The sequence below is a fragment of the Neobacillus sp. GCM10027624 genome, assembly GCF_042675345.1.
Taxonomy (GTDB): Bacteria; Bacillota; Bacilli; order Bacillales; family Cytobacillaceae; genus Neobacillus; species Neobacillus cucumis_D.
In genome coordinates, this window is sequence record NZ_JBHTHD010000033.1 from 179,223 (window position 1) to 199,800 (window position 20,578).

At 38.7% G+C, this 20,578-nt stretch carries 23 protein-coding genes; 4 read left to right on the forward strand and 19 right to left on the reverse strand.

Features of this window, described 5'->3' with window-relative positions; genetic code table 11:
• Positions 1-140 precede the first annotated feature (140 nt).
• On the forward strand, positions 141-302 hold the full coding sequence (locus ACFQZ9_RS30455) for a hypothetical protein (protein WP_498947097.1): 162 nt from the start codon (positions 141-143) through the stop codon (positions 300-302).
• 86 nt (positions 303-388) lie between these two features.
• On the opposite strand, the gene ACFQZ9_RS30460 is transcribed toward ACFQZ9_RS30455, so the two are convergent.
• The 11 genes from ACFQZ9_RS30460 to ACFQZ9_RS30510 form a co-directional block, all read right to left on the reverse strand.
• Positions 389-1,966 carry an acyl-CoA synthetase family protein gene (locus ACFQZ9_RS30460; RefSeq protein ID WP_498947098.1) on the reverse strand — a complete coding sequence of 526 codons (1,578 nt, stop codon included), beginning with the start codon at positions 1,964-1,966 and terminating at the stop codon, positions 389-391.
• Positions 1,967-2,088: 122 nt separating this feature from the next.
• The gene (locus ACFQZ9_RS30465; protein ID WP_498947099.1) at positions 2,089-2,886 is read right to left on the reverse strand and encodes an enoyl-CoA hydratase/isomerase family protein; all 798 of its coding nucleotides are present in this window, start codon (positions 2,884-2,886) and stop codon (positions 2,089-2,091) included.
• Positions 2,887-2,953: 67 nt separating this feature from the next.
• A complete protein-coding gene (locus tag ACFQZ9_RS30470; RefSeq protein WP_498947101.1) occupies positions 2,954-3,124 on the reverse strand; it encodes a PaaD family protein in 171 nt (56 codons plus the stop codon).
• On the reverse strand, positions 3,117-3,755 hold the full coding sequence (locus tag ACFQZ9_RS30475; protein ID WP_498947102.1) for a Phenylacetic acid catabolic protein: 639 nt from the start codon (positions 3,753-3,755) through the stop codon (positions 3,117-3,119). The genes ACFQZ9_RS30470 and ACFQZ9_RS30475 overlap by 8 nt, the downstream gene beginning before the upstream one ends.
• Before the next feature lies 1 nt (position 3,756).
• Positions 3,757-3,987 carry a hypothetical protein gene (locus tag ACFQZ9_RS30480; protein WP_498947104.1) on the reverse strand — a complete coding sequence of 77 codons (231 nt, stop codon included), beginning with the start codon at positions 3,985-3,987 and terminating at the stop codon, positions 3,757-3,759.
• Complete coding sequence (locus ACFQZ9_RS30485; protein WP_498947153.1) at positions 3,984-4,304, reverse strand: metal-sulfur cluster assembly factor; 321 nt, start codon at positions 4,302-4,304, stop codon at positions 3,984-3,986. Before ACFQZ9_RS30485 ends, ACFQZ9_RS30480 begins: the two co-directional genes overlap by 4 nt.
• 2 nt (positions 4,305-4,306) lie before the next feature.
• A complete protein-coding gene (locus tag ACFQZ9_RS30490) occupies positions 4,307-5,245 on the reverse strand; it encodes a Phenylacetic acid catabolic protein (RefSeq protein WP_498947106.1) in 939 nt (312 codons plus the stop codon).
• A 287-nt stretch (positions 5,246-5,532) separates the two neighbouring features.
• Positions 5,533-6,525, reverse strand: a complete 993-nt coding sequence (locus tag ACFQZ9_RS30495) for an MBL fold metallo-hydrolase (protein WP_498947107.1) — start codon at positions 6,523-6,525, stop codon at positions 5,533-5,535.
• 26 nt (positions 6,526-6,551) lie between these two features.
• A complete protein-coding gene (locus ACFQZ9_RS30500) occupies positions 6,552-7,430 on the reverse strand; it encodes a PaaX family transcriptional regulator (protein WP_198310327.1) in 879 nt (292 codons plus the stop codon).
• An 87-nt stretch (positions 7,431-7,517) separates the two neighbouring features.
• Positions 7,518-7,967 (reverse strand): acyl-CoA thioesterase, encoded by a 450-nt coding sequence (locus tag ACFQZ9_RS30505; protein ID WP_498947108.1) that lies wholly within the window; start codon positions 7,965-7,967, stop codon positions 7,518-7,520.
• A 69-nt stretch (positions 7,968-8,036) separates the two neighbouring features.
• Complete coding sequence (locus ACFQZ9_RS30510) at positions 8,037-8,831, reverse strand: enoyl-CoA hydratase/isomerase family protein (protein ID WP_498947110.1); 795 nt, start codon at positions 8,829-8,831, stop codon at positions 8,037-8,039.
• Between the two features lie 292 nt (positions 8,832-9,123).
• On the opposite strand from ACFQZ9_RS30510, the gene ACFQZ9_RS30515 reads away from it, so the two are divergent.
• Positions 9,124-10,095 (forward strand): MBL fold metallo-hydrolase, encoded by a 972-nt coding sequence (locus tag ACFQZ9_RS30515; protein ID WP_498947112.1) that lies wholly within the window; start codon positions 9,124-9,126, stop codon positions 10,093-10,095.
• Between the two features lie 51 nt (positions 10,096-10,146).
• On the opposite strand, the gene ACFQZ9_RS30520 is transcribed toward ACFQZ9_RS30515, so the two are convergent.
• The 5 genes from ACFQZ9_RS30520 to ACFQZ9_RS30540 form a co-directional block, all read right to left on the reverse strand.
• Positions 10,147-11,934, reverse strand: a complete 1,788-nt coding sequence (locus ACFQZ9_RS30520) for an adenine deaminase C-terminal domain-containing protein (protein WP_498947113.1) — start codon at positions 11,932-11,934, stop codon at positions 10,147-10,149.
• A gap of 136 nt (positions 11,935-12,070) precedes the next feature.
• Positions 12,071-12,694, reverse strand: a complete 624-nt coding sequence (locus ACFQZ9_RS30525; RefSeq protein WP_198310331.1) for a LysE family transporter — start codon at positions 12,692-12,694, stop codon at positions 12,071-12,073.
• A gap of 110 nt (positions 12,695-12,804) precedes the next feature.
• Entirely contained in the window at positions 12,805-13,842 is a 1,038-nt protein-coding gene (locus tag ACFQZ9_RS30530; protein WP_198310332.1) for a glycosyltransferase family 2 protein, read from the reverse strand.
• The gene (locus tag ACFQZ9_RS30535; protein ID WP_498947114.1) at positions 13,839-15,536 is read right to left on the reverse strand and encodes a DUF6044 family protein; all 1,698 of its coding nucleotides are present in this window, start codon (positions 15,534-15,536) and stop codon (positions 13,839-13,841) included. Before ACFQZ9_RS30535 ends, ACFQZ9_RS30530 begins: the two co-directional genes overlap by 4 nt.
• 132 nt (positions 15,537-15,668) lie before the next feature.
• Positions 15,669-15,827 (reverse strand): aspartyl-phosphate phosphatase Spo0E family protein, encoded by a 159-nt coding sequence (locus ACFQZ9_RS30540; protein ID WP_198310334.1) that lies wholly within the window; start codon positions 15,825-15,827, stop codon positions 15,669-15,671.
• Positions 15,828-16,038: 211 nt separating this feature from the next.
• Between ACFQZ9_RS30540 and ACFQZ9_RS30545 the strand changes: the two genes are divergently transcribed.
• Positions 16,039-17,025, forward strand: coding sequence for a potassium channel family protein (locus ACFQZ9_RS30545; RefSeq protein WP_498947115.1), 987 nt, complete (start codon positions 16,039-16,041; stop codon positions 17,023-17,025).
• 3 nt (positions 17,026-17,028) lie between these two features.
• Here ACFQZ9_RS30545 and ACFQZ9_RS30550 read toward each other — a convergent pair whose 3' ends face one another.
• From ACFQZ9_RS30550 to ACFQZ9_RS30560, 3 genes are all read right to left on the reverse strand, one after another.
• Positions 17,029-17,427: a YugN-like family protein gene (locus ACFQZ9_RS30550; RefSeq protein ID WP_133334085.1), complete on the reverse strand. Its 399-nt coding sequence runs from the start codon at positions 17,425-17,427 to the stop codon at positions 17,029-17,031.
• Positions 17,428-17,525: 98 nt separating this feature from the next.
• Positions 17,526-18,875, reverse strand: a complete 1,350-nt coding sequence (locus ACFQZ9_RS30555) for a glucose-6-phosphate isomerase (RefSeq protein ID WP_498947116.1) — start codon at positions 18,873-18,875, stop codon at positions 17,526-17,528.
• A 145-nt stretch (positions 18,876-19,020) separates the two neighbouring features.
• Positions 19,021-20,184 (reverse strand): iron-containing alcohol dehydrogenase, encoded by a 1,164-nt coding sequence (locus tag ACFQZ9_RS30560; protein WP_498947118.1) that lies wholly within the window; start codon positions 20,182-20,184, stop codon positions 19,021-19,023.
• A gap of 154 nt (positions 20,185-20,338) precedes the next feature.
• On the opposite strand from ACFQZ9_RS30560, the gene ACFQZ9_RS30565 reads away from it, so the two are divergent.
• Positions 20,339-20,569: a DUF378 domain-containing protein gene (locus tag ACFQZ9_RS30565; RefSeq protein WP_198310338.1), complete on the forward strand. Its 231-nt coding sequence runs from the start codon at positions 20,339-20,341 to the stop codon at positions 20,567-20,569.
• Positions 20,570-20,578 lie beyond the last annotated feature (9 nt).

Sequence of the window (20,578 nt, forward strand, 5' to 3'; positions counted from 1 at the left end):
TCAATGTTTTTACGATTGTTTATGTAATGAAAATTTAATTCCATCAATATCCTAATGATGTTTCCATGGAAAAACTGAATAAGATTCATTGGTGCGAGTATCTTAAAAAATATAAGTACAGCCAGAAAAGAGGGAATCAAGTGGTTAATGAAAACTGGAACGAATTCAATAAAATTCAGCAAAAACATCGGGGAAGTTATTTAGGAAGTGAAAAAAGACAGCAACCAGGCATGAATGACCCGGAATATAATAGCGCGGAAGATACCGATAAATCGGTTGGGGCAACGGGCAGAGATATTTAAATTCACAAAATATACAGCAGGTCGTATCATTTTAATCAAAATAAAAATAGCCAGAACCAAAGGTCTGGCTATTTCCACCTATACTATTACACCTGTTTCAACCTAAACCGCTGCACTTTTCCAGTCGCAGTTTTTGGTAATTCTGGAATAAATTCAATTTCCCGTGGGTATTTATAGGGAGCGAGATTTTGTTTAACAAAAAGCTTAAGTTCCCTTTTCAAGTCTTCCGTTGGTTCAATCTCATCTCGTAAGACAATATAAGCTTTTGGATAAACAAGATTACTCTCATTTTTCGCCCCGACAACGGCCACTTCAAGCACATACTCATGACGAATCAAGGTCGATTCTATTTCAATCGGTGAAACCCAAATCCCCCCTACCTTAAGCATGTCATCCGAGCGCCCGCAGTACCAAAAATATCCTTCCTCATCCTGATAATATTTATCTCCTGTGTACATCCATTCACCGTGGAACTTCCGTTGATTTTCTAATAGGTTGCAAAAATACCCAATACTAACACTATCTCCTTGAATAACCAGGTCGCCAATTTCATTAGCACCCACTGGTTTAGACTCTTCATTTACGATTTTAGCCTTATAACCTGGAACGACTTTTCCGGTACTTCCTGCTTTGATATCGTTTGCCTGATTAGAAAGGAAAATATGCAATGCCTCTGTTGAACCAATTCCATCTAATATATCAAGGTTAAACAGCTCTTTCCACTTTTTCATAAAGGTGGCCGGAAGAGCTTCTCCTGCTGATACACATATTCGAACGGAGGATAAATCTGGAATTACCCCTGTTTTTTCGACATACTGAATAAGGGAACCATATAATGTCGGTACACCAAAAAAGATTGTTGGTTTATTTTTTTCAATGGTTTTAAAAATATTTTCGGGTGTTGGCCGCTCTTTCATTAACACGGTCGAAGCTCCTGTTCCAAGTGGAAAGTACATTCCATTTCCAAGTCCATAAGCAAAATAAAGTTTAGAAGCGGAGAATGTCCGATCATTTTCATTCACTTTCAGAATGTTTTCCGCATAGTTTTTAACAGCCACTTCCATGCTTCTATGGATGTGAACAACTCCTTTTGGATTGCCAGTACTGCCGGAACTATACAGCCAAAAAGCTGGATCTTCCGAGGTAGTAACAGCATCTTCCAACTGAGATGAGGCCTGACTGATGAATTCATCATAATCAATGGTATCCTCATAGAGGGTCCCGGTTTCTGAAATAACGATAATATATTTTAAGAAAATGAATCGATCCCTATTTTCCTTAATGGTTTCCCAAACATCCTCTTGGATGACCAGGACCCTTGCACGACTGTGGTTTAAAAAATATTCATAATCCTTTGGTTTCATTGCTGTATTCACAGGTATTGGAATGGCTCCAACTTTTGTTGCACCAAAAAAAGCGTAGATAAATTCTGGGGAATCATAGATGACATGTAAAATTCGATTTTCCTGTTCAACGCCAATACTCTTGAGAGCGTTTCCAAATTGATTTACTTTAAAAAGGAGCTCCTGGTATGTAATTTCATCGCTGTCAGAAAAAATTGCCACTTTATTACCGAGTCCATTACGAACCTTCTCTTCGATAAAAAAAGTTGTACAATTGTAATAATCTCTTATGCCATTTAATTGTTTCACTAATTCTAGCATTCTTTAACCCCCAGAAGAATATTGAAGACTAAAATCTTTTTTATCTACCTACAGAAAATTAACGGGCACACCTACATGGAAGGAGGGCCTAACCTTCTTTTAAAAAGTTAGACCCATTCTTCTTACTGACCAGACCACTCTGGCTGGCGTTTTTCGATGAAGGCTGATAATCCTTCTTTTGCATCCTGGGAACGGAATAATAAATTTTGTAATTCTCCTTCATAGCGAATCGCTACATTTAACGGCATTTCTTTACCATTCATGATGGAAAGCTTAATGTTGGAAGTTGCATATGTGGCACTATCTGCAACTTTTCTTGCATATTCCAATGTTTTATAACGGGTTTCCTCTTGAGGGAACACACGGTCAACTAATTGAATTTGCAGAGCTTCTTGCGGTGTTAAAGTTTCGCCGGTAATATTCAAATCAAGCGCTTTGGAATGTCCAACTAGACGGGCTAAGCGTTGTGTTCCTCCCGTACCTGCTAATACTCCTAGGGATACTTCCGGAAGACCGATTTTGCCTGCAGTGTCGCCCATAAAACGCAAATCGCAAGCTAACGCCATTTCCAAACCTCCGCCAACCGTGTGTCCTTCTAAACAAGCGATCCAAATTTGCGGTGAGCGGGCAATCTTATCTAATGTTTCATTACAGAATAAACAAAATTGCGTTTTAAATCTTGGCTCTGCCGATTTTAAGAAATTGATATTTGCACCAGCTGAGAAGAATTTCGGCATATCGCTCATTAATACGACTACTTTAATGTCAGTATCGAAACGAATATCATCAATCGCTGCGTTCAATTCTTTGTAATATTCCAAATCGTAAGCATTTGTATTATTAACATGCATGTGAACTTCAGCAACACCATTTTCTTTTTTTACCGTTAATGTTTTAGTATCTAATTTGACTTGAGTCATGCTAATTCCTCCTAAATAATTTAATATATTATATATTTTATGAAATATTTTTATATTTCGAAAATATTTAGCGGTTTTGCCCCAACATAGCAGCCTGCCAGCGAATATATTCAAAGACTGAATGACAGTGGTTGCAATAATACTGACGAACCAATTGTGCTGTACCAAATGAAGAGATTTTTTCAACATCTTCAGATGAACAAAATGAGCATTGAATATGACTATGTGCCTTAGACATGCTGTACATCTCCAAGGCTAGTAAGCTTTTCAATTGTTTCTTTGTATATGGTTGTAAGATTACTATTTTCTGTGATTATTTTTTCTGAGATTAATAGTTCGTCATTTTCCACAGTCCTTAACCACTCCCCGACCTCAACCGTCACTTTTTCTAATTCCTGTCTGAATGTTTTTGGGACAGCCCCTGTGTCATTAAGTAATTGTTTACACCAGCTTTTAGAATAAAGAAGATGTTCCTCTTGTTCCTTGAGCATTTTACTAAATGGAGTATTTACTTCAGGATGATTGGTATTGATCACTACTTTCATGACATGATCAACTGCTGCGTTTACAGCATATAATCCAGCGATTAAACTAATCCAATTAGATGTATGGACCACAGTTGGAAACGCTTTGCCTGTTTGTCCTCTCACTTCAATCTTGCTTCCATTTATATCCTGTAACTCATTTGCCCATTTATACATCAATCTTGCATGACCAAGTTCTGCCTGCGCCATCGCAATCGAGGAAAGCGTTGCTTCCAGGTTGGGACCGCTGATTCCTATTTCTACAAGTCGATCCCCTAAAATAAATTTGTTATCCGCAATCGTTTCTGCTATTTCAACTAGAGAAAATAGATTTTGATTTTTCATATTAATTTACACCTTCTTTTTCAAATAGTGGTTCCGGAAGGCGTACAGCAATAAATGCTTCTTTTCTTACGACTTGCATTTCAACCCAGTCTTCTTCATCGTAGATATACTGTGCATACACCTTTGCCAATTCATCACTTTCCGCTTGAAATGACCCGACTTGAATCAAATCATCCCCTCGTTTGATACGGGTAAAAAGAAGGTACTCTAGTTTTTGATTACTAACGGTCATGAGCTTACCCCCCAGGTTTTAAGTTTTGCTCTCCCTTTTTCTGTTAAGTTATTAACTGTCCACGGCGGACTCCAAACCACTTCGATTTCGACCTCAGCGATATCTTCTTCTTGGAGCAGCCTTTCCTTGATATCGTTTTCAATCCACTGCATACAGCCACAGCCTGTTGAAGTATAGGTCATCCTTACTGCGAGCTTTCCTTCATCGACCTTCGTAATTCCGTAGATTAATCCCATATCGACAACACTTATTGGAAACTCTGGATCCATGACCTCAGTTAAAGCATCCCAATATTTCTCCGTCTCCATTGTTTGCATCATTAACTTACCTCCTCAGCACGCAGTTCTTCCATTTCATAAGCACCCTTTTGAATACGTCTTACAAACTCTTGATTTTGCGGCCCGCGTTTTTTGAAACGTTCGATTACGCCTTCCCAGGTGTCCGGTTGATCGGTCAGCCATTTTTTATTTTCTGCATTGAATTTACAAGGAAATGGAACATCAATAACAAACTTGCCTTGCTCCTCATCATAGTGAGCTGGGACTTTTACCCCGATGGATTCACAGAATGGAACTGCCGTTGACAGCCATTTCTGTCTTAGTTGGTCATTTGTCTTGCCTTTTAACTTGTAATCTAATTGTGCCGAACGGCTTTTTAGATTATCAGCAACACCGAAGAACTCTAAGCCCATTAAGAACATCCAATCAACGGCTTCCTGTACTTGTTTAGCAGTTTCTGGATTTTTCATTCCCGCCTTCATAATGATTTCGCCATTACGGAGGTGGAATAACTCTTCTTTATCCACTTTTACTAACGCACGTTTCCAAGGTCCATAAGAGGTATTCTCGAATGCATCTCCAAGCAGTGTATAGCCGGCCCTGTCAAATAGCCCATTAAATACACCAAGCTCAATCCAGTTGTCTAATTTAAAATCAAAAGCGTAAGGGTTTTTCCAGCGATTTGCTGGACGTTTATAAAGAAGGTCCTCCACATTTTCACCTAAATCCTCTAATAGCCGGTAGGCGATATGGGCATGGCCAATTTCATCTTGGATCACGGCTAAAGCAGTAATCTTATAGTTAAGATTTGGAGCTTGATTGTATACCGTTAATAAAGGTGGAACACTTAAAAGCTCTGTGTCGCCAACAATCGTTAATGTTTGTTTTAAGGCTCGAAGGTACTCCTCGTTCATGTCCTCTTTACATTCCAGCACAAAACCATTTCGAATCTTTTCTAACAAAACCTCAGCTTGATTCATATTTAACTCCCTTCTTCATTACGTTTTTTTACACACCGTTTATATAATACAATATAGAATATTAATAATAGTCTGTCAATTACTTTATTATGTTTTTATGTTGTTGATATTAAAAACGTAATTCCAATTGAATGAAAGCGATACTTTTCCAAATAACCCATGAAACACCCTATTAAAACGATCATTGGAACTTTAGTAATCTTCCTTTGTTCTAACGATTTTCTCTCTAGCTTTATGTTTTTTTAACGTTAAAATAAAAAAAGACAACACATATCAAATGTGTCGTCCTAGTGCAACTTTTCATATTTTAGTGGAGATCCGATTATTTTTTTTGCACGGTTTTCGATAGATAAATAGTCTAAGTGGGCGATTGTTTCAGCAATAGCAAACCGCCATTGGTGTGGAGTTAACTCCTTATGGGCAAAAAGATCCTTGGCAACTTCAAAGGCTGTTCTGTTTTGCGCAAGCTCTAAAATGGCTGCCAGCCGTTCCTCATGATGCTTCAGTAGTTCTTGAATCCGCTCATTTACGTTCCCAATTGGCCTTCTGTGGGCTGTATAGGCGATCTTAGCCTGTAAATCTTCTACTCTATGAAGAGAACTTATATAATCATGCAGCGGTGTTGGGCTCGCACCTGGCCACACACTAATATTGGGGGTGATTTTTTCAAGAATATGATCCCCTGAGATTAACACACGCTCTTCTTCTTGGAAAAAGCAAATATGCCCTGTACTGTGGCCCGGTGTATGTATGACCTTCCATTCTCTATTAGCAAACACCACCTGGTCAGTAATTGTGTGAATGACAGGAATTGGCCGCACCTGTTGGACTAATACATCCATTTGTTTTTCAATTTCGCAAGCTAACTCCTGAGGCGTTCCATGTTCGATTACCATTTCCTTGATGTTTCTTGATTGGCTGCTATTTTCTCCCCAAACACGCTCCATCATTTTGGCATCAATCCCGTGCATAAAGATAGGTGCCCCTGTTAATTGGTGCATCCAGTCTGCAAGCCCGGCATGATCAGGATGAAAATGGGTTAAATAAATCGTTTTAATCTCGCCCGGCTCCATATGAAGTTCTCGAAAGGCATCTTCCCAGGCTGTTTTTCCACGTTTATTGTTGTAGCCAACATCAATTAAAACATATCCATCCTGCTGTTTAAACAGGTAGCAATACACATACTTCATCGGAAAAGGGATGGGAATCCCAATGCGATATCCATTAAAAATAATTTTTTCAATGGTCACAATTTCACCGTTTTGAAATGTGTTTATCATGTTTTCCTCCCTATGCGCTTTCCTGTCTACACATAAACTTCTTTAAACGGATTAATGGCCTTGTCCCGTTGAGGCTTAATATCACGATCAGGAGCAGCTTCATATATAGATTCAAAATAACGGACAGCGGGAATCGATATTAATTGATGAATATTCCAAAATAGCTCTCTAGCCTTAGTTCCAACCCAGTCCTCCGGCATTAAATCCCTCGGAAAACCCGGGTCTTGAAAGAGGAACTTTCGATATTCATGAACAATTGTGGTTCGCTTAATAAAACATTCTTCATCAGATAACTCATTATTCAATGCCTTTTCACGGAGCTGATCAAATTTAGGTGAATACTTTTCAATGAAATGAATGTAATTATCAGTAACTTGTTGAAAATCCCAGCCCTTTTCCATAATCCATTCTTTTGGATGAGAAACAACGTCGGAGGAGCTGAAAAGGATAGCATTTTCTTCTATTTTATAATTTTTAATCATTTCCATTACTTGATTTTCAAGGGGATTCGGGCTGACCCAGGTACTATTTGAAAGCATTCCAAATCCAGTCCACGTCAACTCCTTGCGAATTTCATTGCGAAGCTCACGTTTTTCCTCTGGAAAGGAGTAACTTAAAATTCTCCATTTCCCGTCCCAATTTGCTCTAGGGGCTGAATATACTCTTGAAACCCCGTCCTCAACTCTTCTTCTCCCCAGCTCTGTTATAGAGTAATAGCTTTTATTTCCTTTCTTTCTCACTTGCAATAAATCTTTTTGTACCATTCTTAAAATAGCACCGCGGACAGAGGATTCAGAGATACCAAATCCATTCATTAACTGAATTAAACTCCCTACCCAGATTTCTTCTCCATAATATTGAATGTATTCTCCATAAAGAGTAAACATTAGTGATCTCGGTTTCATTGCTGCCACCATCCAGTACTTAGTAGTATTCGCATTTTATGTAAATCTTCTTAATGTGACATTAATATTATAGAGGATTGTCTTAGCTTATGCATTAAACCTGGGTCTATTTTTATCTGCCTTTGTTTCTATATTTTCATTAAGAATGGCTTTAACCTCTTCCGGGATGACAACCGCCTTGATTCCTTCTGGTGATTTCTCTACCCAGCCCCGTAATTCATACCCCTGTGCACAGCGAACACCATCTCTATATATTACATGTCTCAATTTAATCGTTTTTCGATTGATTTCTTCTACTTTCGTATGGATTGTGATGAGGTCATCGTATAGTAATGATTTTTCAAATGTACATTGAACATCCAGTAATGGAACAATGATTCCTCGTTCTTCCTCCAATTTGGCAGGAGCTAGATTACAACTTCTAAAAAATTGATGCCCTGCTATATCAAACCATTTAAAAAAATTAGGATAATAGACAATTCCCGCTTTATCTGTGTCCCCCCAATTAATTAAAACCTCCATTTCATTTGAACGCATGCAAATCCCCCTCTTCTATTCCCTTGATTAAAATGGCGATATCGATTGCCGATATCGCCATTTTGTATTTTACTGACCTGTCCACTTTGCTTCACGTTTTTCGATGAATGCGCTAAGTCCTTCTTTTGCATCTTGAGAGCGGAATAATAGGTTTTGTAGTTCTCCCTCGTAACGTATTGCCACATTTAGAGGCATTTCTTTCCCATTCATGATCGAAAGCTTAATATTGGAAACGGCATAGGATGCGCTTTTGGCAACTTTTTGTGCATATTCTAATGTTTTTGCCCTCGTTTCTTCTTGTGGGAAAACTCGGTCCACTAATTTAATTCCAAGAGCTTCTTGAGGTGTTAATGTATCACCAGTAATGTTTAAATCAAGCGCTTTAGAATGTCCAACTTGACGAGCTAAGCGTTGTGTACCGCCTGTACCTGCCAATACGCCAAGAGATACTTCCGGAAGACCGATTCTACCAGCTTGGTCACCCATGAAGCGTAAGTCGCAAGCTAGTGCCATTTCTAAACCACCGCCAACGGTGTGCCCTTCCAAACAGGCAATCCAAATTTGTGGAGAGCGGGCAATTTTATCAAGAGTTTCATTACAGAATAAGCAGAATTGTGTTTTGAAACGCGGCTCAGCTTGTTTAAGAAAGTTAATATTTGCACCTGCTGAGAAGAATTTAGGCATATCACTCATTAATACAGCTACCTTGATATCGCTGTCAAAGCGAATATCATCAATGGCTGCGTTTAATTCTTTATAATATTCCAAGTCATATGCATTCGTTTTGTTAACATGAATGTGAACCTCTGCAACTCCATCTAGTTTTTTTACTGTTAATGTTTTCGTTTCAGTTACTGTTGTCAATTTAAAATCCTCCTCAGTTTTATTATGATTTTATTTCTGTCGTGCTATATACATAATATACACAATTTTCATATTATTTTTAAAATAGCGAATACACTCATTTACATAATATAATCTGCTATTTTCTTTCATTTTCATGCCGATTCTTCTGTTTTCTTACTTTTATACTTTTTTAATACGGACGTAGTAAAAACATACAAATTGACTGTGCAAATTAATTGTTGAAGACACCATGGGTTGATATAATTTATGGTAAATTTCAAAATTATTAAAATAAAGAGAGGTGTAACCTTTGATTGAATTAAAGAAAGCTTGCATTGAGGTCTTCCCAATCATGATTCCTGAACCGTCATCATTAAAAAGCGTAAACTTCTATTTAGTTAAACAGGATCAATCCCTTTCGTTGATTGATGCCGGATGGAATAACGAGGCATGTTGGAATGGATTAATGGCTGTCCTAAAAAGAAATGGATTTACAATAAAGGATATAACGGAAATCCTCCTTACACATCATCATATCGACCATGTAGGCTTAGTTAATAGAATTACATCAGTAAACCCAATTCCAGTCTATTGTCACCATGCTTCCATTGCGCGGTTAAAACGGGACAAAAACTTCCTGGAAATGAGGGTGGACTTTTATTCCAATCTTTACAAGGAAATGGGCTGTGCTGATAAGGGAGAACACCAGGCATCCTATTTGAGAAAAGCGATCGAACAAAACAAACAAAATGCGATTCAAGCTCACCTCATTCCGATTGAAGATGAACAAGTAAGCAATTTTCAAATCGTTGAGGTTCCGGGACACTCTCAGGACCAAATCGCCTTTTATCATGAAAAACAAAACTGGCTGTTTTCAGGAGATTTGTTGATTGAGCATATTTCAAGTAATGCATTAGTTGAGCCGGATTCATATGGGGCTCGGCTTCCAACCCTCTCACAGCAGATCGCTTCCTTAAAAAAATGCCTATCCCTTCATGCGGATCTTGTTTTTTCAGGCCATGGCATCCTAATTGAAAAACCTGATTCATTGATCGTAAAACGACTGGAGCGGATTGAGAAAAAAGCAGAGCGGGTAATTCAATTCATTCAATCCGGATGCCTAACTGGCAGTGCAATTGCTGAGGGCTATTACAAAACTACTTATTACGAGCAATTTTCTCTTGTCATGTCCGAAATCATTGGTCAACTAGACTATCTTGAATTACAGGGAAAAATTGAGAAAGAGCTTGTAAATGGGGTATGGCACTACTCGGTAAAATAGTTCAATAGCAAAAACAGAAACAGCCAAGTTTTGATGGCTGCTTCTGTTTTTTTAACTATTAATTTGATAGGTTAACGAATTGAGAGGCGATGAAGGCAGTAAAATCTCATCTGTCTTGACCTCATATAATCCATATGGAACTAACCGAAGCCCCGGTAGAAAATCACAGGTTAAAAATAACAATGTATAAAGTATGTCATGGAACGGGAATCCGCGCTCCTGTACAGCAGCCAAAAGTTGGTCATGGTAATTCACTGCTGCAGAAAAGGATGGATCCGATGTCATCATTCCCGTCAGCGGCAGTGGAATTTCCAACACTACTTCATCACCGTCAACAATCACAACTCCTCCTCCCATTTCATGGACTCTTATTGCCGCCTTTTTCATCGATTCCGGATTTCTTCCGACGGCGAGCAATTCAGTTGTCGTATTGTAGGTAGAAGCCATACCATCCAGATTTACGGCAAATCTTTCTAATATCGCCTTTGAGACCCATTCACCCCTTCGATCAATTAAAGCAGCATATACAAGCCCTTCATGGTGCGAAAGATCCGCATATCCGTTTACGGATGGAAGTTCCGTATCCTTTCTTTGGGTAATGACATTACTTTTAAAATAGGAAACTGGCACAGGAACCTTTTCGGATGGATGCGGATAGCGGTACAGATTCAAATTTTCTAAGGCTGATGTTGAATAAGCAAATGGTTCCCTTACAATATATTGATTCCAGTCGATTTCAGGAAGAGATACATTTAATTCTCCATTCTCAGCAACAATTTTTCCAGATGCAATGACCATATCAGGTTGAAAATCTACTAAATTCGGAAGCAGTAGAATATCTGCTTTTCTGCCGGGAGCAATACCTCCAATGTAGTCATCAAGCCTTAGGTAGGTTGCAGCATTAATGGTGACCATCTGAATGGCATTCATCACAGGGACACCAAGTTCAACAGCCTGTCTGACAAGTCCATCGACAAAGCCTTCTTTTTCAATAAATCCAGGATGCGGACCGTCCGTTGTCATCACAATTCTGCTCGTGTTAACGTTCCCATCGACAATAAGTTTTACAAGCTCTTCCAAGTCCGGGCGTAAAGAGCTATTACGAAGTGTTGTCCACATGCCTAGTCTAAGACGGTCAAAAGCTTCCTTAGCTGTAATTGCTTCATGACATGCTGTTACACCGGATGCCACAACCGCATTTAATTTTTCATAAGAGCAGCCCGCAGTATGCCCATCAGAAACCTTACCCAGTTTCTTAATAAAATCCATTGTTTCAAGTAAAAATGGATCCCCTTGATATAAAAGCGGCCAACGCGTTACTTCCGCTGATCCCACGACATTATCAAGTTCTAGTAATCCTTGAATATCCTTATGGTTGTACCATTCCCGTTCACCCGGATAATCTGCTTGTGAGACAAGCCGGATCAGCCATAGGAAATTTCCTGGCAAAGCTTTTAAATCGTTCGCCATCTTTTTAAATCCTTTTGCCCCCATATGTAGATAAAAAAATAAATTATCGTTTACAGTAGTGGTGGTTCCTAAGGACAGCACTTTCTCCGTAACACTTACGGGATTATAAACCACCCATGGGTGGGCATGTGCCTCGATAAACCCAGGTGATACATACTTTCCTTCTGCATTAATGATCTTTGTTTCGGGACCAATCGAAGTTTCACTTGGTCCCACATAGGCAATGCAATCCTTATAAACGGCAATATTAAGTTTCAAGAATTCTCCTGAATATACATTAATGACCGTTCCGCCTTTTATAAACAAATCAGCGGCCCGTTCTCCTTTGGCAACTTCGATTAATTCACTTCTTTGAGCTATAAGATGCACAATCTTCCCCCCATTGTAATGTTTTGGATGTTCATCTAATAAATATTACGATTTACTGAATATCGTCTATTAAACATAATATTAATAGGAGGTCATTTTCTTTGTCAATCCATTCAATTCAAAAAAGTGAAAATAATTAAAATAAAAGCTGGTATGCTTGGATACCAAAATAGAGCCCAAAACCAATCAAAGAAAGTCCGGAAAAAAGTGAAATCATCACTAATAATCGGGAAGTTAAAAAATTGCGGAAACTGCTGGAAACCCCCGCCATGGTAATATCCCAAAGTAAAAGACCGATAAATATAGCAGCGCTATAAATCATTAATTCAGCACGATTAGAAGTGGCTGCTGTTTTTGCCAGGACAGATCCATAGATCCCTAACCAAAATAAAATCGTTAATGGATTCGAAATTGACATGAAAAAGCCAGAGAAAAATGATTTGATCAAGGCTTCCTTATTTCTTGTATACGCTAAATTTACTGTACCGGCTTTTACCATACTTTCAATTCCTGTATAAATTAGGACAAAGCAGCCAAAGAACCACAGGAAAGCTTTTACGATTGGTGTTTCAAGAAACTGAACCACACCTATATAAACGATGAGCATATAAACCCCGTCTGCCACAACGGCTCCCACCCCGATTAACCAGGCATGCATGAAGCCGCTCCGAATGCCCCTGTCTATTTGTGCTGCATTGATAGGACCAATCGGCGCAGCTAGTGATAAGCCCAGTAAAATGTAGCTTAGAAATATATTCAATCTTCTCTCCTCCTGCCTAAAAATAAAGCCTGTCTTCTCATTTTTATTCAGGAAAGATAGGTTGTACTACAAAAAACGAGTTTTCCTTTTTCAGAAAAACTCGTTTTAGCTTAGTTCCTTTCAGTGGCCTTTTTTAGCTCTCTTTTAAAATAGTCATCTCCAAGGGTTCGATTTAGTAAGTGGTGCCTAGAAACCGGCAAATTAAAGGAATCAATATCAATTATATATTTTGGACGCTGCTTTGATTCTTTATAGATTTTCCCAACATATTCTCCAATCAATCCAATAGCAATGAGCTGTAAGCCGCCAATCAGCCAGACGGACGTAATAAGCGAAGTCCACCCAGTTTGCGTATTCCCTAAAAACTTAAGAGTTAAAAAATACCCCCCAAATAAAAGACTCATAAAAAAGGAGATAAACCCGATAAACAAGACAAAGCGAATCGGAGACACGGAGAAAGAAGTAATGCCGTCAAGGGCAAAGGCAATCATCTTTTTCAATGGATACTTTGTTTCGCCGGCAAGTCGTTCTTTCCGGTCGTAATAAACAACATCGGAACGGAAACCAAGGAGCGGAACAATTCCCCTTAAAAATAAATTTACCTCTTTAAAGCGTTCCAGTTCCTCAACTGCCCTTTTGCTCATTAGTCGGAAATCGGCATGATTATAAATTAAATCCACACCCATTTTTTTCATCACTTTATAAAAACCCTGCGCCGTGCTTCTTTTAAAAATTGTATCCGTTTCCCTGCCTTTTCGGACCCCGTAAACAATCTCGCAGCCTTCATGATATTTTATGATAAACTCCCGGATTACTTGAATATCATCCTGGAGATCGGCATCAATCGTAATCAGACAGTCGGACGTTTCCTTTGCCGTAAAAAGACCCGCTAAGAGTGCATTTTGGTGGCCGGCATTTCTAGATAGCTTTAAGCCGCGGATCGCTTCATTTTTTAAGCCTTCTTTATAAATGATTTCCCAGGTACGGTCCTTACTGCCATCATCAACAAAAAGGATTTTGCTGAAAGAGGAAACAAGCTTTTCCTCTTTCAAGCTTTCTAAAAGCTGCTTTAATTCGAAAATCGTATCAGGCAGTATTTCTTCCTCGTTATAGCAAGGAACCACAATCGTAAGGTTTGCTTCAATCATCTAGTCATTACCTCCGATGTCTCGATTGTTTTATACAAATAAATTTTCCATGCTGAGTTTTTTGACTTAAACACCTTTTCAAGGCTAAGTTGATTTTCCTCTGCATTATCAATCGGTAAGGCTGAAAAAATATACTGGCCGCCCAATTGATTAAAAACGGCTGTATTCAGCTGTAAATCCTTTAAGTGCCTTTTTGAGTCTTTTTTGATCATGTACCTTTTTCCGAGCTGGGCCGTGAATAGGTAGCAGCGCCCACCCCATTTGTCAAAATAAGTGCGAACTGTTTTATTTTTTGCTAATTCCTTTTCAATTATTTTCCGGAACTGATGCTTATAGGTTAACGGATAAAAATTATTGTACGTATCAAGCGTGTAAAAGCCATTGTATTGAGATACAGCCGGGTGAATCCCAATACTGGCAACCCTGTAATTCTTCTGTGGAAGGCCGATGTATTCTTTTACCTCCTTAAACAAGTCCTCTGCATAAAATTCTTTTACTGTCGGTTTCTGATGGTAAATGATTTCATCGTTAAATAACCCTAAAACCAGTAGTTGCAGTACGACAAACCATTTCGCGGTTTTAGCCCAGCTTTTTCCTTGAAGCGAAATAATTTTTAAGGCAAGAGCAAAGCTGGCGTAAATGACGAGCGGCCGTAGGAAATGGTAGCGGGCAAAGTTAAACGTATCCATAAAATGAAACCGCTTTGTGATTGGCACCCACCCCTTGTAAAACCAAAAGGCATACCAAAGGGATAATGCAAAATTCAAGGTAAATAAGAACACGTAGAGCTTTTCTTGTTTCCATATTTTTTTCTTATAAATAAAATACAAAGCAATAAATGTCGCTGGGAGGATAAAGAGAGTATGTACAGTCATGACATGGGTATGCCCCAGCACATAGTTTTTAAATGTCAGTCGAATCGCCCGCCATAAAGGTAAATGGGCATGGAAGTATTCATCCCTGCTATTTGCTTCAGAAACGAATAAAAAGGAATACACTAAACGGTATTCTACAATCATGAAAATGAAGATCATGTACACGATGGAAAATAAAAAACGTAGATTCCACCCTTTTCCTCTTATCACATCAACAAGCCAAAAAATTCCCATTGCACTTAAAAAGAAGAAAAATCCTAGAACAATGCTCGAATATAAAGGTAGCAACGTAAGTGTTACGTAATCTTTGGCTGTTCCTTGCGACTTACGGATATTTAGAAAAGCCCAAAGGGCAAGAGGCATTCCCAACGTACTTAACATTCCCGACGGCCAAAACGGGGTTAGGGCGAAGGCTAATGCAGCACTTACTTGATAAAAACTCCAGTTATCCCCCGGCAGAAAATGTTTCTTTAAAAGCAAATACATTCCAAAAAAAGCAACAATCCTTGTAATGGCTTGGCTGATTCCGTAGGCAATCATCGTTGGAAATAGAGCATATAGCCAGACAATCAAGCTAAACTCTGTTCCGAATGTATTTCTTGGGACTCCATTAATAATTTGAGGAATCATCCCATTTACCGGGCCGAACATTTCTCCGCTTTTAGCAAGCACCTTATACCATGCCAAATTTGAATCTAAGTTATCGTGAACACGGATATGGGCATTTTCCTGTAGAATAAAAAGCGGGGATAAATAAATGGCCAAAACCAACAAAGCAAAAAAAATCAACTTTTGCTCCTTTTTCGTTTCACTAGACACCTGCTACACCTCAAAATTTTTAATTATAGTTAAATTTTGCATCCCAGTAGAAAATTATCCCTTTCAAGTAGTTGGAAAACTTTTCATCCTTCTTATAAGAAAAAAACACCTTCCAGAGACCCGGAAGGTGTTTTAATTCATATTTATCTTTTTACTATAATCATTTAGCAAAAGGTCGAGTTTTTGACTGCATTGAACAACATGGGGATTAGAATATCCAAACTGATGCGCTAATAGAATCATTTCTAATCTTGTTTTTTCAATATTCGTTAATAGTGAGTGCTTAGTCATATTCATCCCTTCGACCCCGTTTCTCGTAGATAATGTTTACATGTTATTAGTCCTAATTTATTCGATTTCGGAAACGTTTACAAGTAGAATAAACCAAAAAAAAGTCAAAGTTTTTTGTGACATTACAGCAATAGAAAATGTATAGATACCTGATTAGATTAGCCTTCTTTACGTCAATAATGGGAAGAGAATCGAGGATCGGGGTGAGAACATGCCAAACCGTGTTTATATTAGTTTTTTAAGATTACCTCTCTTAATTCGAATCCTACTAATTGCTTTACTAGTGTTTCTACTATTTGGAATTTCTATACATTTTATCGAACCTAAAACCTTCCCGTCTATATTTGATGGTATTTGGTGGGCGATTATTACCGGTACAACAGTGGGGTATGGGGATTATGTTCCACACTCCCTTTTGGGCAGGTTTATCGCATTAATACTCATTTTGCTTGGCGCCGGTATCGTTTCCTCTTATTTTGGAACCTTAGCAGCAGCAGCTGTGACAAAACAGGATGCCTTATCAGAAGGAAAAATTGACTTTAAAGGAGAAGGCCATATTATCATTATTGGCTGGAATGAAAGGTCAAGAGAGTTGATTGATAAGATCACCCGTCCAAGCTCTCCGCAAATGGTTGTTTTAATTGATGAAACCCTCGAAGCAAACCCGGTACACTCAAAATTTGTCCACTTTATTCAAGGCAAGGGTCATGTTGACGAAACGATTACAAAAAGTAATATAACGGTGGCAGAAAAGGTTTTGATAACGGCCGATCGGGGAAATGATGAACTTCAAGCCGATATGAACAGTATTTTAACCTTATTAACCATTAAAGGCTTATGTTCGAATGTAAAATGTATTGTGGAAATCTTAACTGCGGAACAAGTGGTAAATGCACTTAGAGCAGGAGCAGACGAAGTCATTCAATCCAATAAGTTAACAAGTGTGTTTATGGTAAACAGTCTTCATTCCAATGGGGATGGTCTTTTATCAGATTTCGTCCATCAATTACAGGAAAGCAGATTGTCCGCCAACAAAGTAAATGAAAATGAAATGGGAAAAACCTTCATAGAGGTCTGTCATCATCATTTAAAAGAAGGAAATTTAGTAATGGGGATCAAAAGAGGGGAAGAAACCATTTTAAATCCTTCCCACTCCCTCAGAATAGAAAAACATGATTTACTGTTAATTTTTAAATAATTCCTACTCTGATAATAAAACTGATTCTAATTCTTGTACAAGTGCTTTGCCATTATCAATAAACTGAGTAGGAAAACTTGCATCTTTATCAACAGGTTCCTGAAATTGATTAAAGGTTCCTGCCGAATCGACACGTTCATCAATGTCCGATTGGTATTCGTGGGATAAGAGAAAGGGTCTTCCTAATTCAACTGTACAATTATTTGCATCAAGCTGCCCGTCAACTGCTTGGAATGGAAGTCTTAAAAATTCATACCCATCTTCACCATCGATTTTATAATCAAATGCACCATGATCATAATCCCAATTACCGCCAATCATATAGCCGATTGGCTTTAATTTTTGTTCCAGCTTATATAAATCAAACTGTTGCCCCTCTACCTTTGATGGTAACTCAATCATCATAAAACCTCCTTATCTTCAATGAAGATAGTTTCTCCAACAGAAAGAAATTCAAAACAAAAAGAGAGTGCTGGATGATTTTCAGCACTCTCTTTTTGTTATTTTAACCGCTTTTCAAGTTCTGCCTTTTTCTCCTCAAAACCTGGTTTCCCTAGTAAGGCAAACATATTTACCTTGTAAGCCTCAACTCCCGGCTGGTCAAATGGATTCACTCCAAGTAAATAACCGCTCATTGCACAGGCTTTTTCAAAGAAATAGACAAGATAGCCAAATGTGTATTCATCGAGAGATGGGATGGTCACGATTAAATTTGGAACTCCGCCATCTGTGTGGGCGAGCATCGTTCCTTCAAAGGCTTTATTATTCACAAAATCAACCGTTTGGCCGGCAAGATAATTCAAGCCATCTAAATCATTATCTGCCTTTTCAATGGTCAATTCATGGCGCGGCTGTTCAACTTTTATTACCGTTTCAAATAAATCGCGGCGCCCTTCCTGAACATATTGTCCAAGTGAATGTAAATCAGTTGAAAAATTAGCGGACGAAGGAAAAATTCCTTTTTGATCCTTGCCTTCACTTTCTCCAAATAACTGCTTCCACCATTCTGAAAAATATTGAAGTCCCGGCTCATAGTTGATGAGCATTTCAATCGTTTTACCTTTATTATACAGAGCATTTCTTACAGCAGCATATTGATAGGCTGCATTATCTTCAAGTTCAGACTGGCTAAAGTCTTCTTGGGCTTGTGCTGCCCCCTCCATCATTTTTTCAATGTTTGCCCCGCTTACCGCAATTGGCAGAAGACCAACCGCTGTTAAAACAGAATAACGACCTCCGACATCATCCGAAATCACAAACGTTTCATAGCCCTCTTCATTGGATAATGTTTTCAACGCACCTCTTGCCTTGTCAGTGGTTGCAAAAATTCTTTTACGAGCTTCTTCCCTGCCGTATTTTTCCTCTAGCAGCTTGCGGAAGATCCTGAAAGCGATTGCCGGTTCTGTTGTTGTCCCAGATTTAGAGATAACATTGATTGAAAAGTCTCTGCCATCCAGCAAGTCCATTACATCTTTCATATAAGTAGAACTGATGTTGTTTCCAACAAAAATAATTTGAGGAGTAGTCCGTTTTTCCTTAGGAAGTACATTGTAGAAGCTATGGTTTAACATTTCAATCGCTGCACGAGCCCCAAGGTATGAACCGCCAATTCCAATTACAAGTAAAACATCTGAATCGGATTTAATTTTTTCTGCAGCTTTCTGGATTCTGGAAAACTCTTCTTTGTCATATTCAGTTGGAAGGTCAATCCACCCTAAAAAGTCGTTGCCTGCCCCTGTTTTTTCATGAAGAGAATGGTGTGCAACTTTCACAGCATCACGTAAATATGTAAGTTCATGTTCCCCAAAAAAGGTTAATGCTTTTGAATAGTCAAAGCGAACGTGTGTCATATGTAGGATCCTCCAGTAAATTTATTTTCAATAACCACTTTAACGAATGCCGGGGTGATAATCAAGAACGGGCACACAATGAAAGCGTGTCCATTTTCGACAGATTTTTTAAAACCCAGGCATTGGTTGCCTGGGCCTTTGGAGCTTATAATGAACTACGATAAATTGCTAAAGTATCTTCCCTGTTTAACTTTTTAAAGTTACCAAATTCACCATATACCATTGCCTTGTCAGCCATCAGGTCAATTTTGCTATCATCAATTTGGTAATCTGCCAGACGTGATGGAGCTCCGAGGCTGTTCCAGAAGTCACGCAGTTTTTGAATTCCTTCCAGACCTGCCTCTTCCGCACTCTTTCCTTCCGGGTTTACACCAAATACCCGGACAGCAAGCTGTTTGAAACGTTCAGGCTTAACGTTAAGATTGTGCTTCATCCAGTTAGGAAAGAGGATGGCAAGTCCGCCTCCATGCGGGATATCATAAACGGCTGAAACGGCATGCTCCAGATTGTGGGTAGCCCAATCCCCGCGGTAACCCATATTAAGGATGCCGTTTAATGCCATTGTTCCACAGTAAAGAACTGTTCCTCTGTATTCATAATTTTCAAGGTCGGCCAATAATTTAGGCGCTGTTTCCATGATCGTAATTAATAATGACTCGCACATGCGGTCTTGAAAATCCGTACTTTCTTCTAGATGAAAATAATGCTCCATAGTATGTGACATTATATCAACAATCCCATAAACAGTTTGATTTTTCGGGACCGTAAACGTATGAACTGGATCTAAAATTGAAAATTTTGGGAATGTCGCAGGACTTCCCCAGCCATACTTCTCTTTTGTTTCCCAGTTCGTGATAACAGAACCTGAGTTCATTTCAGAACCCGTTGCAGCAAGTGTTAAAACCGTCCCGAATGGCAGAGCATCAGCGGCAATTACCTTTTTAGTTACTAAATCCCAGGCATCCCCGTCATATTTAGCTCCGGCAGCAATAAGTTTTGTGCAATCAATCACACTCCCTCCGCCAACGGCTAATAAGAGTTCGATTCCTTCTTGTTTACAAATTTCTACACCTTTTCGAGCCGTTGATAAACGAGGGTTGGGTTCCACACCCGGAAGCTCAAAAACCTCACAATTTAATTCTTTTAATATGTCTAATACTTGACTATAAAGGCCGCTTTGTTTAATACTACCGCCTCCATACACAAGTAAAACCTTATGTCCGTAGTTCGGAACCTCGTTTTTTAATTGTTCCAGTTGCCCTTTTCCAAAAATCAATTTCGTTGGATTCCAAAAAGTAAAATTCTCCATAAATCTCAACTCCTTTTCCTTCTTCATTATTTATTATTATGATGTTAATTGCAAAAAACTAGTTTTATGTTTAAAAAAGAAAAAGCGAATATAATTTTGGAAATTGTTTCAATCTAAAGATAAGAATTAATAAAATAAGGAGGAAACTACATATATGGGTTCTCTGCAGCGGATTGCCTTAGTACTTACCATCATCGGTGCGATAAACTGGGGATTAATAGGGTTTTTCCAATTTGACCTTGTGGCAACCATATTTGGCGGCCAAAATACCGCACTCGCACGGATTATCTATGGATTAGTTGGAGTAGCCGGACTCTTAAATCTCGGCCTTTTATTCAAAGCAAATGAACAATTTGAAGAGTCACCTGAAACAGACACAAGGTAAAAAATCGGA

Excerpts from the sequence above, each read along its gene's own strand:
- ACFQZ9_RS30460 (WP_498947098.1), bottom strand. The coding sequence starts at position 1,966 with ATGCTAGAATTAGTGAAACAATTAAATGGCATAAGAGATTATTACAAT.
- ACFQZ9_RS30465 (WP_498947099.1), bottom strand. The coding sequence starts at position 2,886 with ATGACTCAAGTCAAATTAGATACTAAAACATTAACGGTAAAAAAAGAA.
- ACFQZ9_RS30470 (WP_498947101.1), bottom strand. The coding sequence starts at position 3,124 with ATGTCTAAGGCACATAGTCATATTCAATGCTCATTTTGTTCATCTGAA.
- ACFQZ9_RS30475 (WP_498947102.1), bottom strand. The coding sequence starts at position 3,755 with ATGAAAAATCAAAATCTATTTTCTCTAGTTGAAATAGCAGAAACGATT.
- ACFQZ9_RS30480 (WP_498947104.1), bottom strand. The coding sequence starts at position 3,987 with ATGACCGTTAGTAATCAAAAACTAGAGTACCTTCTTTTTACCCGTATC.
- ACFQZ9_RS30485 (WP_498947153.1), bottom strand. The coding sequence starts at position 4,304 with ATGCAAACAATGGAGACGGAGAAATATTGGGATGCTTTAACTGAGGTC.
- ACFQZ9_RS30490 (WP_498947106.1), bottom strand. The coding sequence starts at position 5,245 with ATGAATCAAGCTGAGGTTTTGTTAGAAAAGATTCGAAATGGTTTTGTG.
- ACFQZ9_RS30495 (WP_498947107.1), bottom strand. The coding sequence starts at position 6,525 with ATGATAAACACATTTCAAAACGGTGAAATTGTGACCATTGAAAAAATT.
- ACFQZ9_RS30500 (WP_198310327.1), bottom strand. The coding sequence starts at position 7,430 with ATGAAACCGAGATCACTAATGTTTACTCTTTATGGAGAATACATTCAA.
- ACFQZ9_RS30505 (WP_498947108.1), bottom strand. The coding sequence starts at position 7,967 with ATGCGTTCAAATGAAATGGAGGTTTTAATTAATTGGGGGGACACAGAT.
- ACFQZ9_RS30530 (WP_198310332.1), bottom strand. The coding sequence starts at position 13,842 with ATGATTGAAGCAAACCTTACGATTGTGGTTCCTTGCTATAACGAGGAA.
- ACFQZ9_RS30540 (WP_198310334.1), bottom strand. The coding sequence starts at position 15,827 with ATGACTAAGCACTCACTATTAACGAATATTGAAAAAACAAGATTAGAA.
- ACFQZ9_RS30545 (WP_498947115.1), top strand. The coding sequence starts at position 16,039 with ATGCCAAACCGTGTTTATATTAGTTTTTTAAGATTACCTCTCTTAATT.
- ACFQZ9_RS30550 (WP_133334085.1), bottom strand. The coding sequence starts at position 17,427 with ATGATTGAGTTACCATCAAAGGTAGAGGGGCAACAGTTTGATTTATAT.
- ACFQZ9_RS30555 (WP_498947116.1), bottom strand. The coding sequence starts at position 18,875 with ATGACACACGTTCGCTTTGACTATTCAAAAGCATTAACCTTTTTTGGG.
- ACFQZ9_RS30560 (WP_498947118.1), bottom strand. The coding sequence starts at position 20,184 with ATGGAGAATTTTACTTTTTGGAATCCAACGAAATTGATTTTTGGAAAA.
- ACFQZ9_RS30565 (WP_198310338.1), top strand. The coding sequence starts at position 20,339 with ATGGGTTCTCTGCAGCGGATTGCCTTAGTACTTACCATCATCGGTGCG.